At 71.1% G+C, this 13,503-nt stretch carries 10 protein-coding genes; 9 read left to right on the top strand and 1 reads right to left on the bottom strand.

Going from position 1 to position 13,503, the window contains the following annotated elements:
- Window positions 1-36: 36 nt before the first annotated feature.
- A complete protein-coding gene (locus ACN6LM_RS21765; RefSeq protein WP_425811495.1) occupies window positions 37-1,095 on the bottom strand; it encodes a LacI family DNA-binding transcriptional regulator in 1,059 nt (352 codons plus the stop codon).
- Between the two features lie 214 nt (window positions 1,096-1,309).
- Between ACN6LM_RS21765 and ACN6LM_RS21760 the strand changes: the two genes are divergently transcribed.
- From ACN6LM_RS21760 to ACN6LM_RS21720, 9 genes are all read left to right on the top strand, one after another.
- Complete coding sequence (locus ACN6LM_RS21760) at window positions 1,310-2,560, top strand: extracellular solute-binding protein (RefSeq protein WP_445067057.1); 1,251 nt, start codon at window positions 1,310-1,312, stop codon at window positions 2,558-2,560.
- Window positions 2,561-2,562: 2 nt separating this feature from the next.
- A complete protein-coding gene (locus ACN6LM_RS21755) occupies window positions 2,563-3,492 on the top strand; it encodes a carbohydrate ABC transporter permease (RefSeq protein WP_445067045.1) in 930 nt (309 codons plus the stop codon).
- A 4-nt stretch (window positions 3,493-3,496) separates the two neighbouring features.
- A complete protein-coding gene (locus tag ACN6LM_RS21750) occupies window positions 3,497-4,390 on the top strand; it encodes a carbohydrate ABC transporter permease (protein ID WP_445067044.1) in 894 nt (297 codons plus the stop codon).
- Window positions 4,391-4,442: 52 nt separating this feature from the next.
- On the top strand, window positions 4,443-6,857 hold the full coding sequence (locus ACN6LM_RS21745) for a beta-xylosidase/alpha-l-arabinosidase (protein ID WP_445067043.1): 2,415 nt from the start codon (window positions 4,443-4,445) through the stop codon (window positions 6,855-6,857).
- A 153-nt stretch (window positions 6,858-7,010) separates the two neighbouring features.
- On the top strand, window positions 7,011-8,099 hold the full coding sequence (locus ACN6LM_RS21740; protein WP_445067042.1) for an endo-1,4-beta-xylanase: 1,089 nt from the start codon (window positions 7,011-7,013) through the stop codon (window positions 8,097-8,099).
- A 20-nt stretch (window positions 8,100-8,119) separates the two neighbouring features.
- The gene (locus tag ACN6LM_RS21735) at window positions 8,120-11,332 is read left to right on the top strand and encodes a glycosyl hydrolase 115 family protein (protein WP_445067041.1); all 3,213 of its coding nucleotides are present in this window, start codon (window positions 8,120-8,122) and stop codon (window positions 11,330-11,332) included.
- Between the two features lie 37 nt (window positions 11,333-11,369).
- The gene (locus ACN6LM_RS21730; RefSeq protein ID WP_445067040.1) at window positions 11,370-11,750 is read left to right on the top strand and encodes a hypothetical protein; all 381 of its coding nucleotides are present in this window, start codon (window positions 11,370-11,372) and stop codon (window positions 11,748-11,750) included.
- A gap of 75 nt (window positions 11,751-11,825) precedes the next feature.
- Complete coding sequence (locus tag ACN6LM_RS21725; protein WP_164399364.1) at window positions 11,826-12,104, top strand: DUF1876 domain-containing protein; 279 nt, start codon at window positions 11,826-11,828, stop codon at window positions 12,102-12,104.
- 118 nt (window positions 12,105-12,222) lie between these two features.
- Window positions 12,223-13,320 (top strand): NADH:flavin oxidoreductase/NADH oxidase, encoded by a 1,098-nt coding sequence (locus tag ACN6LM_RS21720; RefSeq protein WP_445067039.1) that lies wholly within the window; start codon window positions 12,223-12,225, stop codon window positions 13,318-13,320.
- The last annotated feature ends 183 nt before the right edge of the window (window positions 13,321-13,503 follow it).

Below are 13,503 nucleotides of genomic sequence, written 5' to 3'. Positions count from 1 at the left end.
GACCACGGCCCGGGGTGTCCCGGTCCGGGCGGGCCCTCAGCGGCAGGGCGGGGCCGTGCTGCTGCGGACCACCAGATTCGTCGCCAGGTCCACCCGGGTCGTGGCGGGCTGCCGGCCCCGGCCCAGGTCGAGGACCAGCCGGGCGGCCGTCTCGGCCATCTCGATCAGGGGCTGGCGCACCGTGGTCAGCGGCGGGCCGATCCAGCGGGTGAGCGGCAGGTCGTCGAAGCCCACGACGCTCAGGTCCTCCGGGATGCGCAGACCCAGCTCGCGCGCCGCCTCGTACACGCCGAGCGCCTGGAGGTCGTTGCCGGCGAAGACGGCGGTCGGCCGGTCCGCCGAGCGCAGCAGCTCCATCCCGGCCGCGTACCCCGCCTCGTGCGAGAACTCGCCCTCGCGGATCAGTGACTGGTCGATCGGGATGCCCGCCGTCTCCAGGGCGGCCCGGTAGCCGTCCACCCGGGCCCTGCTGCACATCATCCGGGACGGTCCGCTGACCACGCCGATCCTGCGGTGGCCCAGGCCGGTGAGGTGGCGGGTCGCGGCCAGGCCGCCCTGCCAGTTCGTCGTGCCGACCGACGGGATGTCGTCGCCGGGGTCTCCGGCCGGGTCGACCACCGCGTACGGGATGCTGCGGCTGGTGAGCTGCGCGCGCTGGGCGGCGGTGAGGTCGGACAGGACCAGGATGACCCCGACCGGCCTGCGGGCCAGTACTCCGTCGACCCAGGTCTGCCCGGGGCTGAGGCGGCCCGCGCTCTCCGAGAGGACCAGGCTCAGGCCCTCCTCGCGTGCGACGTTCTCCACCCCGCGTACGACCTCCATGGCCCACGCGCTGTCCAGCTCGTGGAAGACCAGGTCGATGAGTTGCGACTGCGTGGTCGAGCCGCGTCTGCGGCGGTAGCCGTGCTGGAGCAGCAGCTCCTCGACCTTGGTGCGCGTACCGGGCGCGACATCGGCACGCCCGTTCAGCACCTTCGAAACTGTCGGAGCCGAGACTCCGGCCGCTCGGGCGATTTCCGCCAGCGTGGCAGTGCCGTCCGACGGCGCTGCGGCAGGCGCATTCTCCTGATGTGACTGGACGTTTGCGGGGCTCATAGAGCGAATCGTAACCGCCCGGCGGCCCATCGGCGGCGAGAGCCCCGGCGAAAAATTCGCTGTCCGCGACCTCTTGACTGGCCGGAAACCCAACCGTACGGTTCCGGCAACATTCGCAAGCAACTCCGAAAGATTCGACAGAGGTGCGGTCATGCGGTCGGGAATTTTCACTCAGGGCAAGCGCGCGGCGAGATGGACCGCCGCCGGTGCGGCCATGGTCATGGCGGGAGTCCTGGCGGGTTGCGGATCGGACAGCGACAGCGGCAGCGGCGGTGGCGGCACGCTGACCGCGTACGTCTACGGCGACGACGCGGTGAAGGTGCAGCAGGCGGCGGTCAAGGAGTTCAACAAGACCTCCGACGTCAAGGTCAAGCTCGTCTCGGTGCCCGGTACCGATTACGTCAACAAGCTTCGCAGCGCCATGGGATCCCCCAGCGCCCCCGACATCTTCTTCAACTGGGGCGGCGGCTCCATCAAGCCGTACGTCGACGCGAACCAGCTGGTCGACCTCACCTCGACGTTCAAGAGCGACGCCACCCTGAAGGACGGCTTCCTGCCGTCGATCGTCACGGCCGGCAGCCTCGACGGGAAGGTCTACGGCGTCCCGATGCGCGGTATGCAGCCCGTGATGCTCTTCTACAACAAGGCCCTCTTCGCCGACAACAACGTCACGGTCCCCAAGACGTGGGAGGACCTGCAGCAGGCCATCAAGACCTTCAAGGGCAAGGGCATCACGCCGTTCGCCCTCGGCGGCTCCGACAAGTGGCCCGAGCTGATGTGGCTGGAGTACCTGCTCGACCGGATCGGCGGCCCCGACGTCTTCCGCAAGATCCAGAACGGTGACAGCTCCGCCTGGGGCGACCCGGCCGTCCTGAAGACCGCCCAGACCGTCAAGCAGCTCGTCGACGACGGCGCCTTCGGCAAGAACTTCAACTCCGTCGACTACGGAAACGGCGGTGCGCCCACCCTGCTCAACAAGGGCAAGGCGGCCATGCACCTGATGGGCTCGTGGGAGTACTCCACCCAGCTCGGCAAGGCGCCCGAGTTCGCCAAGAAGAACCTCGGCTGGACGAACTTCCCGACCGTCACCGGCGGCGTCGGCGACCCGGCCGACGTGGTGGGCAACCCCACCAACTACTGGTCGGTGAACGCCCGGACCAAGCACAAGGACGCGGCCATAGCCTTCCTCAAGGCCATGGCCTCCAAGTCCTACGCGCAGGCCCTCGTGGACAACGGCGACGTGCCCACCACCTCCAACGCCGCCTCCATGCTGAGCGGATCGCCGAACCCGAAGTTCGCCACCGACCAGTACGAGATGGTCCAGAAGGCCCCCGACTTCACCCTGTCCTGGGACCAGGCCCTGGAGTCCAAGATCGCCACCCCGCTGCTCACCGAGATCAGCAAGCTGTTCGCCGGCAAGTCCACGCCCGAGCAGTTCGTCGCCGCAATGAAGGCCGTCAAGTAACGATGTCGCACGTCTCCTCGTCACCGAAGGTGCGCGGAGGACGGAAGGCGGCCGTCGGAAACGTCGGCCGCCCCCCGGTCGCCTGGGCACTGCCCGGCATCCTCTTCTTCGCCCTCTTCGCGATCGTCCCGCTGGCGATCGCCGTGTACCTCTCCTTCTGCCACTGGGACGGGCTGAACTCCCCGACCTCCGCCGGCACGGCCAACTGGACCCGGCTCTTCAAGGACCCCGAGTTCCGCCAGGCCGCCTGGCTCAGCCTGCTCCTCACCACCATCAGCTGGGCCTTCCAGACCCCGGTGGCCCTGCTCCTCGGCGTCTGGGCGGCCGGCCGGCAGCGCAGCCGCGCCGTGCTCTCCGCGATCTTCTTCATCCCGCTGCTGCTGTCCACCACCGCCATCGCGATGCTGTTCCACGCGCTGCTCGACCCGAACTTCGGAGTCATCAAGGAGATCGGGCCCTGGTTCGGCATCGACCCGAACATCATGGGCTCGTCCACCGGCGCCCTGCTCACCGTGGCGTTCGTCGGAGGCTGGCAGTTCATGCCCTTCCACACCCTGATCTACCAGGGCGGCACCCGGCAGATCCCGCAGGTCCTCTACCAGGCCGCCGAGATCGACGGCGCGGGCATGTTCCGGCAGTTCTTCCACATCACCCTGCCGCAGCTGCGCAACACCATCACGACCTCCTCGGTCCTGATGATCGTCGGCTCGCTGACCTACTTCGACACCGTGCTCATCATGACCAAGGGCGGTCCGGGCACGGACACCACCATCCTGCCGTACCTGATGTACCGCACCGGTTTCCAGACCTACGACCTCGGATACGCGGCCGCGATCGCGACCGCCCTCGTCGTCGTCGCCACCGCGATCTCGCTGATCCTCGTCCGCTTCAGCGGCTTCGGGAACATGCGCTCCACCCGGGAAGGTATGTGACGCGATGTCGATCGACACCCGCCCCGCGGCGCACCCCAAGCAGCCCCTGACACGCACCCGCCCCACCGCCCCGCGGCGACGCCGCAGGTGGGGCAACCCGCTGGCCGGCCTCGGCTCGCTGGTCTGGCTCGTGCTCGTGATCGTCCCGCTCTACACGCTGGTCTCGTCCTCGCTGATGCACCAGGACGAGGCGCTGAACGGCGACCCGCTGGCCATCCCGACCGACCCGACGCTCGACAACTACCGCACGGTGCTGGACAGCGGCTTCTCCACGATGCTCTCCAACACGGCGATCGTCGCCGTGGCGACCACGGCGATCGTGCTGGTCCTCTCGATCCCCGTCGCGTACGTCGCGGTACGCACCCGCAGCAGGCTCTCCGGACTCGCCTTCCGCACCTTCCTGCTCGGCGTCGCCATTCCCGCCCAGGCCGTGATCGTGCCGCTCTACCTGCTCATCAGCAAGATGGGCCTGTACGACAGCCTGCCGGCCATCATCCTGCCGACCGCGGCGTTCGCGATGCCCGTGGCGGTGCTGATCCTCAGCGGCACCATGCGCGACGTCTCCGAGGAGATGTACGAGGCCATGGCGCTCGACGGCGCCTCGTCGCTGCGGATGCTGTGGCAGCTGGCCATCCCGATGTCCAAGGCGGGCATCAGCACGGTCGCGATCTACACGGCGCTCCAGGCGTGGAACGGCTTCCTGTTCCCGCTGATCCTGACCCAGTCGGAGGAGAACCGTGTGCTGACCCTCGGTCTCTTCAACTTCATGTCCCAGTTCGGGGTGAACATCCCGGCGGTGCTCGCCGCGATCGTGCTCTCCGTCGTACCGATCTTCGCCGTGTACCTCGTGGCACGCAAGGCACTGGTCAACGGACTGATGGGGGTGGGCGGCAAGTAACACACCCACGCCGCCGCGTACCACCGCACTCTTGAGAGGAATCCCCGCCGCCATGGCAAACCCCCCTGTTCCGCATGCCCGCAGGACCGAAGCGGCCACCGCCGTCGACGGCCCCTGGCAGGACCCCGCGCTCGCCCCCGAGGAGCGTGTGGCCGATCTCGTCTCCCGGATGACCCTCCAGGAGAAGACCGCCCAGCTGTACGGAATCTGGGTGGGCGCCGACGCCGACGGGGACGGGGTCGCCCCGCACCAGAACGAGATGGTCGACGTCATCGACTGGGACGCACTGATTCCGCGCGGTCTCGGCCAGCTGACCCGCCCCTTCGGCACCGCCCCCGTCGACCCCGCCGTCGGCGCGATCTCGCTCGCCCGGGCCCAGCGGGCCATCACGGACGCCGGCCGCTTCAGGATCCCGGCGCTCGCCCACGAGGAGTGCCTGGCCGGCTTCACCGCCTGGGGCGCCACCGCCTACCCCGTCCCGCTCTCCTGGGGCGCGGCCTGGAACCCGGATCTGGTCACCGAGATGGCCCACCGGATCGGCAGCGACATGCGGTCCGTGGGCATCCACCAGGGCCTCGCCCCGGTCCTGGACGTCGTGCGCGACCTGCGCTGGGGCCGCGTCGAGGAGACCATCGGCGAGGACCCCTACCTCGTCGCCACGATCGGCACCGCGTACGTGAAGGGCCTGGAGTCCGCCGGCATCGTCGCCACCCTCAAGCACTTCGCCGGGTACGCGGCATCGGCCGGCGCCCGCAACCTCTCGCCGGTCCGGGCCGGAGCCAGGGAGCTGGCCGACGTCATCCTGCCGCCCTTCGAAATGGCCCTCCTCGACGGCGGCGCCCGCTCCGTCATGCAGTCGTACGCGGAGATCGACGGCGTTCCGTCGGCGGCCGACCCCGCCCTGCTCACCGGGCTGCTCCGCGACACCTGGGGCTTCGAGGGCACCGTCGTCGCCGACTACTTCGCCATCGGTTTCCTGGAGACGCTGCACAAGGTCGCCGAGGGCCGCGCCGACGCCGCCCGCCTCGCGCTGCAGGCGGGGGTCGACGTGGAACTGCCGACCGTCCGCAGCTACGGTGACGAACTCGCCGCCGCCGTCCTGGCCGGCACGGTCCCCGAGGCCCTGGTCGACCGCGCGCTGCACCGGGTCCTCCTCCAGAAGTGCGAACTCGGGCTGCTCGACCCCGACTGGACCCCGCTCCCCGCGCTCCTGCGCGACACCGACCCGGAGCAGGCCCGCGAGACCATCGACCTGGACCCGCCGCGCAACCGCGCCCTCGCCCGCGAACTCGCCGAACAGGCCGTGGTCCTGCTCGCCAACCCGCAGGGGGTGCTGCCGCTCGCCGGGACCGGGCGGATCGCGGTGATCGGTCCCCGCGCCGACGACGCGCTCGCCATGCTCGGCTGCTACTCCTTCCCCAGCCACGTAGGCGTCCTGCACCCCGAGACCGCCATGGGCATCGACATCCCCACCGTGCTCGACGCGGTGCGCGGCGAGTTCCCCGGGGCCACGGTCACCGGCGCCCCCGGCTGCGAGGTGGACGGCACCGACACCTCGGGCATCGCCGAGGCGGCCGGCCTGGCCCGGGACGCGGACGTGTGCGTCGCCGTACTCGGCGACCGGGCCGGGCTGTTCGGGCGCGGCACCTCGGGCGAGGGCTGCGACGCCGACGACCTCGCGCTCCCGGGCGTGCAGGGCGAACTGCTCGACGCGCTGCTGGACAGCGGCACCCCGGTCGTCCTGGTCCTGCTGACCGGCCGCCCGTACGCGCTCGGCCGGTGGGCAGACCGTGCCGCCGCCGTGGTCCAGGCGTTCTTCCCCGGTGAGGAGGGCGGCCCGGCCCTGGCCTCCGTGCTCTCCGGCCGGGTCAGCCCCTCCGGCCGGCTGCCGGTCTCCGTGCCGCGCCACCCGGGCGGCCAGCCGTGGACCTACCTCCAGCCGCCGCTCGGGCTCGCCAACGGGGTCAGCAACCTGGACCCGACGCCGCTGTACCCCTTCGGCCACGGCCTCACGTACACCTCCTTCGCCTGGGAGCCCGGCGCCCCCGCCCCGGAGGAGATCCCCACCGACGGCTCGGCCGACATCGAGCTGACCGTCCGCAACACCGGGGACCGGGCGGGCGCGGAGGTCGTCCAGCTCTACGTGCACGACCCGGTCGCCCAGACGACCCGGCCCGACACGCGGCTCATCGGCTACGCCCGGGTCCCGCTGGACGCGGGCCAGGAGGCGCGGGTGCGCTTCCGGTTCCACGCCGACCTGGTGTCCTTCACCGGGATCGGCGGGCGACGCGTCGTGGAGCCGGGCGCGCTGGAGCTGCGGCTCGCCACGTCCAGCGGTGCCGAGGACATCCGGCACACGGTGCACCTGCGCCTCACCGGACCCGAGCGCACGGTGGATCACCGGCGCCGGCTGGTGTGCGACGCCGAGGTCGAAGCCATGCCGGCGGTCGCTCCCGTACAGGGCTGACCGCCCCCGTACCCCGGGGGGGGGGGGGGGGGGGGTGGCCGCAACGCCCCCGCCCGGTCCAGAGATCCACGAAACTTTCGAAACACCCACACCCGCGCACGCCTCCCGGTCACCGGGGTCCGGCCGTGCGCGCTCTCTCGAAGGGTTTCTGTCATGCGCAAGCCAATCAAGGCTGTTCTGGTCGGCACCGCCGCCGCCGCTCTGCTCGCCCCGTGCACCATCAACGCCTTCGCCGCCCACGACGACCACGGACGCGGGCACCAGGACACGCGGGCCACCACCCTCGGCGCCCTCGGCCTGCGGTCGGGCGTGCGCATCGGCACCGCCGTCGACATGGCGGCCCTGGCGGACGACGCGCCCTACCGCGCCAAGGCGGCGAGCGAGTTCAGCTCGGTCACCCCCGAGAACGTCATGAAGTGGGAGGTCGTCGAGCCGGCTCGCGGACAGTACGACTGGAAGGCGGCCGACGAACTGGTCGACTTCGCCCGCGCCAACGGCCAGCTCGTGCGCGGCCACACCCTGCTCTGGCACAACCAGCTGCCCGCCTGGCTCACCACCGGCGACTTCACCGCCGACGAACTGCGCGCCATCCTGCGCAAGCACATCACCGACGAGGCCCGCCACTTCAAGGGCCGCATCTGGCAGTGGGACGTCGTCAACGAGGCGTTCAACGAGGACGGCAGCCTGCGCGACAGCATCTGGCTCCAGAAGCTGGGCCCCGGCTACATCGCGGACGCCTTCCGCTGGGCCCACGAGGCCGACCCCAAGGCCAAGCTCTTCATCAACGACTACAACATCGAGGGCGTCAACGCGAAGAGCACCGCCCTCTACGACCTGGTCGTCAAGCTGCGCAGGCAGCACGTACCGATCCACGGTGTCGGCATCCAGGGCCACCTGTCCGTCCAGTACAACGCGCCCCACGACATCGCCGAGAACATGAAGCGGTTCGACGACCTCGGCCTGGAGACCGCGATCACCGAGGCCGACGTCCGTATCCCGATGCCCTCCGACAGCACCAAGCAGGAGGCCCAGGCCGAGGGCTACGACGTGCTGCTGCGCGGCTGCCTGCTCACCCGCAAGTGCACCGACTTCACGGTATGGGGCTTCACCGACAAGTACTCCTGGGTGCCCGACACCTTCGAGGGCGAGGGCGCGGCCAACCTCTTCGACGAGGACTACAAGGCCAAGCCCGCCTACAGCGCCCTGCGCGACGACCTGCTCCTCGCCGGCGGCCGTAACTGAGTACGGAGAAGGAGAGCAGGATGGACAGCGACACTCCCGGCCCGGGCAGCTCCGGCAACGGCACGCCCCGCCGGGCCACCCGCAGATCGGTCCTCGGCCTCGGCCTGGGCCTCACCGCACTCACCGCCACACCCCTCGGCTCCCTCGTCGGACTGGCCGGTGAGGCGTCCGCCACCGGACACGGCCCCGCGCCCCGGCCCACCGACCCCGGCGCCTACATCTCGTTCACCGCCCGGCGCGGCAGCTTCCCGCTGGTCAGGCACGGACGGGCGGCACCGCTCCTGGTCAGCGACAGCGACTGGCCGGGCGTCGTCAGGGCCGCCGGCGACCTCCGCGACGACATCGCACGCGTCACCGGGGTCCGCCCCGCCCTCTCGCACGGGACGGTGCCCGAGGCCCGCGAGATCACCATCGTCGGCACCGTGGGCCGCAGCCCCCTGATCGACCGGCTGGTCGCCGATGGCCGGCTCGACGTCTCCTCGATCCGGGGCAAGTGGGAGACGAGCCTCCAGACCGTCGTCGACAACCCGCTGCCCGGCGTCGAACGCGCCCTCGTCATCGCGGGCAGCGACCAGCGCGGGACGATCTTCGGGGCCTACGACGTCTCGCGCGGCATCGGCGTCTCGCCCTGGTACTGGTGGGACGACGTCGTCCCCGTACACCGCGACGAGATCCACGTACTGCCCGGACGGCACACCCAGGGCACCCCGGCCGTGAAGTACCGCGGCTTCTTCATCAACGACGAGAACCCGGCCCTCGGCACCTGGGCCCCCGCCTACTTCGGCCCCGGCAAGGCGCCCGGCTTCGAGGGCGGTTTCAACGCGGACTTCTACGCCCGCGTCTTCGAGGTCATGCTCCGGCTCAAGGCCAACTACCTGTGGCCGGCCGTCTGGGGCCGCGCCTTCGCCGAGGACGACCCGCTCAACCACGCCACCGCCAAGGCGTACGGCGTCGTCATGGGCACCTCGCACGAGGCACCCATGATGCGCGGCATCGAGGAGTGGAACCGGCACGCCGTCGCCGCCGTGCGCGACAGCGAGGGCAACGTCACCACCCCCGGCCACGACCCGTACGGCGGCACCGGCGAGTGGTCCTTCCGCCGCAACGCCGACGCGCTCAAGGCGTACTGGGCGGACGGCATCCGCCGGATGAAGGACGAGGATTTCGAGGGCGTCGTCACCCTCGGCATGCGCGGCAACGGCGACGTCAGCCTCCCCGACGGCGACGGCATCGAGCTGATGAGCGAGATCATCGCCACCCAACGGCAGATCCTCGCCGAGGTCTCCGGCAAGGACGTCACCACCATCCCGCAGGTCTGGACCCTCTACAAGGAGGTCCAGCGCTACTGGGACCGGGGCCTGCGCGTCCCCGACGACGTCACCGTGGTCCTCACCGACGACAACTGGGCCAACGTCCGCAAGCTCCCCGACCCCGCCGAGGGCCCGAGGCGGGGCGGCTACGGGCTGTACTACCACTTCGACTACGTGGGCGTCGGGCGCAACTACAAGTGGGTCGACACCGCGTCCCTCCCCAACATGTGGGACCAGCTCCACCAGTGCGACGCGTACGGCAACCACGGTCTCTGGGTCACCAACGTCGGCGACCTCAAGGGCAACGAACTGCCCACGCAGTTCTTCTTGGAGTACGCCTGGAACCCGGAGCGCTGGACCCTGGACCGGCTGCCGGAGTGGGAGGAGACGTACGCCCGGCAGAACTTCGGCGAGAAGCAGGCCGCCGAGATCGCCTCCGTCCTGCGTGAGTACGCCCGGCTCCAGGCCCGCCGCAAGCCCGAACTGCTCAACAGGCGCATCACCCTCGACCCGGCCAAGGACCCCGCGACCGACAGCTCGGCCGTGGTCTACGACGACCGGTCGACCCCCTTCAGCCTCGTCCACTACCGCGAGCTGGAACGCGTCACCGAGGAGTGGCGCCGGCTCGGCGAGCGCGCCGGGCGGATCGGGCGCAGGCTTCCCGCCTCCGCGCAGGACGCCTGGTACGAACTGGTCGGCTACGAGGTCGCGGCCACCGCCAACCTGTACGCGCTGCGCGAGGCGGAGTTCACCAACATCCACTACGCGGCCCAGGGCCGGGCCCTCACCAACGAGCTGGCAGCCACCGCGGAGGCGCGACTCGCCGACGACTTCGCCCTGGCCGACCGCTTCAACAAGAAGATCGCGGGCGGCAAGTGGCAGGGCTTCCAGACCCAGCCGCACATCGACTACGGCGACGTCGAACGCTACGGACCCAACGCGCCCTGGCAGCAGCCCGAAGTCGACAACGTGGCCATCAAGGACGTGCTCTTCCCGGCCGTCAAGCGCATCGACCTGCCCGCCGGGGCCCGGATGGGCGTCGCCGTCGACGGTTCCACCGCGTGGTGGCCGCACGAGACCGCGCCCGCCGTGCTGCCGGTGTTCAGCCCGTACCAGACCCGGCCCGCGCAGTACATCGAGGTGTTCAACCGGGGCCGCGATCCGTTCGACTACCGGGTGCGGACCGGAGCGTCCTGGCTGACCGTCGACCGGGTGCGCGGCCGCGTCACCACGCAGGACCGGATCACCCTGCGCGTCGACTGGGACCGCGCGCCCAAGGGCGTCACCCGCGTCCCGGTCGTCGTCACCGGGCCGGACGGGACGGAGGTGACCGTCACGGCGGTGGCCGACCGCCCCACGCTCTCCCGGTCCCGGCTCGGCGGCTTCCTGGAGGCCGGGGGATACGTGTCCATCGAGGCCGACCACTACCACCGGGCGGTCGGCGGCGGGGGCGTCACCTGGCAGCGCATCCCGGACATCGGACGCACCGGGGCCGGCATGGAGCCCTTCCCGGTCACCGCCGCCCGCCGGACGCCCGGCGGCCGGAGCCCGCGCCTGGAGTACCGGGTCAGCCTCTTCACCACCGGGCCGGTCACCGTGTACGCGTACCTCTCGCCCCGTAACAACGCGCTGCCGACCGACGGGCTGACGTACGCGGTCTCCTTCGACGACGCCGCCCCGCAGCGGGTGAACGTCACCGAGGCGACGGGGGCCGACGACGGGACCATGAACCCGCAGTGGGCCCGGCACACCTCCGACAACGTCAACATCACCGGCACGGTCCACCGCATCACCGGTCCCGGGGTGCATGTGCTGAAATTCTGGATGGTCGACCCGACGGTGGTCCTCCAGAACCTGGTGATCGACACCGGCGGCCTCGAACCGAGCTACCTGGGCCCGCCGGAAAGCCTCCGGCTGGACTGAGCCCGGGGCACGGAACGTACACGGGAAGGTGCGCACGATGACGGACGAGCACGGGGACGGCGGAATCCTGGAGGTCGCCCCCGCCGGGGCGGCGGTCGGGATCACGGTCGCGGTCCCGTCCGGCGGGCACACCTTCCTGTGCACCCCGGCCCGGGCCCGGGAACTGGCCGCCGCCCTCGGCCTCGCGGCGGACGAGGCCGAGAGCGGGCCGGCCGACCCCGTCACCGTCAGGGCGGAGGAACTGCGCCGGGGCGATGTGCGCGACGGAGACCGCGCCATGACCGTGGAGGCCGTCCGCGTCGAAGGCGGCACCGCCCACGTCACCTGGGCGTCCGGCGCCGGGCGCAGCTGGAACCAGATGTACGACGCCGACGCCGCCATCCCGCTCCGGCGCCGGGGCCGGCTGCCGGGCGCCTAGGGCGAGGGCCGCCCGTTCGCGCGCGGCCCGGCGGCGGGCGCACCCTGGAAGGAGACCTTCCGGAGGTGGACCGCCATGACCCGAACCGCTGTCGGATGGCACATCGAGCTCGCATTCGAGGAGGACACCCACCGCACCCGCGCGGCCGCCCTGGTGCGGCTCTCCGACGGGCAGGAGGTGCGCGCCCACGGCTACGCCAGCCGCCACCCCTCCGACGCCGAGCAGCCACGGGTGGGGGAGGAGATCGCCGGAGCCCGCGCGCTCAACGAACTGGCGATGAAGCTCCTGACCAAGGCGCACGACGAGATAGACGACGCGGCCGGCCGCAGCTCGTACCCGCTGAAACCCCGCTGACCCGGACCCCGCGAAACGGCAGTCCGCTTGTACGAGAGTGGTCGTAATTTGACGGGCGTCGTACTACGGGATGTATCGTACTAGCGATCCTTCCGTACCCGGCGAAACGGAGTCCGTCGTGAGTGCCCTCTTCGAGCCCTATACCCTCAGGTCGCTTGTCGTGCCCAACCGGGTGTGGATGGCGCCGATGTGCCAGTACAGCGCCGCGGTGGAAGGGCCGGAGACGGGTGTGCCCAACGACTGGCACTTCGCCCACCTCGCCGCCCGGGCCACCGGCGGCACCGGCCTGATCCTGACCGAGGCCACGGCCGTCAGTCCCGAGGGCCGCATCAGCCCGGCCGACCTCGGCATCTGGAACGACACCCAGACCGAGGCGTTCCGCCGGATCACCGACTTCGTCAAGGCGCACGGCTCCGTGGCCGGCATCCAGCTCGCCCACGCGGGCCGCAAGGCGTCGACCGCCGCCCCCTGGACCGGCGGCGGCCCCGTCGGACCCGAGGAGCACGGCTGGACCCCGGTCGGCCCCAGCCCGCTGCCGTTCGACGACGGCTACCCGGTCCCGCACGAACTCACCACCGACGAGATCGCGCGCGTCGTGGACGACTTCCGCCAGGCCGCCCGCCGCGCCCTCGACGCGGGCTTCCAGGTCGCCGAGGTGCACGGTGCGCACGGCTACCTCATCGGCCAGTTCCTCTCCCCGCACAGCAACCACCGCACCGACGAGTACGGCGGCAGCTTCGAGAACCGCGTCCGCCTCGCCCTCCAGGTGGTCGACGCCGTCCGCGAGGTGTGGCCCGAGGAGCTGCCGGTCTTCTTCCGCGTCTCCGCGACGGACTGGCTCACCGAGAACCCCGAGGACGAGCGCGAGGGCTGGACGGCCGACGAGACCGTGCGCCTCGCGGCGCTCCTGCGGGACCACGGGGTGGACCTGCTCGACGTCTCCACCGGCGGCAACGCGCCCCGCGCCCGTATCGCCACCGGCCCGGGCTACCAGGTGCCCTTCGCCGAGCGCGTGAAGCGGGAGACCTCGCTGCCGGTGGCGGCCGTCGGCCTCATCACGGACCCGCAGCAGGCCGAGAAGATCCTCACCGAGGGCCGCGCGGACGCCGTCCTCCTCGGCCGCGAACTGCTGCGCAGCCCCTCCTGGGCGCGGGACGCGGCCCGCGCGCTGAACGGCACGGTGCACGCCCCCACCCCGTACGGCTACGCCATCTGACCCACCCTGAGGGCTTGCCCTTTCGTACCCGACCGCCCCCTTCGCACCCAAGGTGTGCGAAGGGGGCGGTCTGCGTGCTCCCTCGCGGGACCCGCACCGGCCGTTCTTTCTATCGTTGAAAAATCCTCGCGCACGACTGTTGTTTTGCGTTTGATGCTGTGGCTCAATGTTCGATTGTGTGCT

The organism is Streptomyces sp. SAS_281 (genome assembly GCF_052542855.1).
Note: the sequence above shows the minus strand (reverse complement) of the source record. Positions and strands in the feature narration are given on the sequence as shown.

Coding starts and splice junctions, on each gene's coding strand:
- ACN6LM_RS21760 (WP_445067057.1), top strand. CDS start 1,310: ATGGTCATGGCGGGAGTCCTGGCGGGTTGCGGATCGGACAGCGACAGC.
- ACN6LM_RS21750 (WP_445067044.1), top strand. CDS start 3,497: ATGTCGATCGACACCCGCCCCGCGGCGCACCCCAAGCAGCCCCTGACA.
- ACN6LM_RS21735 (WP_445067041.1), top strand. CDS start 8,120: ATGGACAGCGACACTCCCGGCCCGGGCAGCTCCGGCAACGGCACGCCC.
- ACN6LM_RS21745 (WP_445067043.1), top strand. CDS start 4,443: ATGGCAAACCCCCCTGTTCCGCATGCCCGCAGGACCGAAGCGGCCACC.
- ACN6LM_RS21730 (WP_445067040.1), top strand. CDS start 11,370: ATGACGGACGAGCACGGGGACGGCGGAATCCTGGAGGTCGCCCCCGCC.
- ACN6LM_RS21765 (WP_425811495.1), bottom strand. CDS start 1,095: ATGAGCCCCGCAAACGTCCAGTCACATCAGGAGAATGCGCCTGCCGCA.
- ACN6LM_RS21725 (WP_164399364.1), top strand. CDS start 11,826: ATGACCCGAACCGCTGTCGGATGGCACATCGAGCTCGCATTCGAGGAG.
- ACN6LM_RS21740 (WP_445067042.1), top strand. CDS start 7,011: ATGCGCAAGCCAATCAAGGCTGTTCTGGTCGGCACCGCCGCCGCCGCT.
- ACN6LM_RS21755 (WP_445067045.1), top strand. CDS start 2,563: ATGTCGCACGTCTCCTCGTCACCGAAGGTGCGCGGAGGACGGAAGGCG.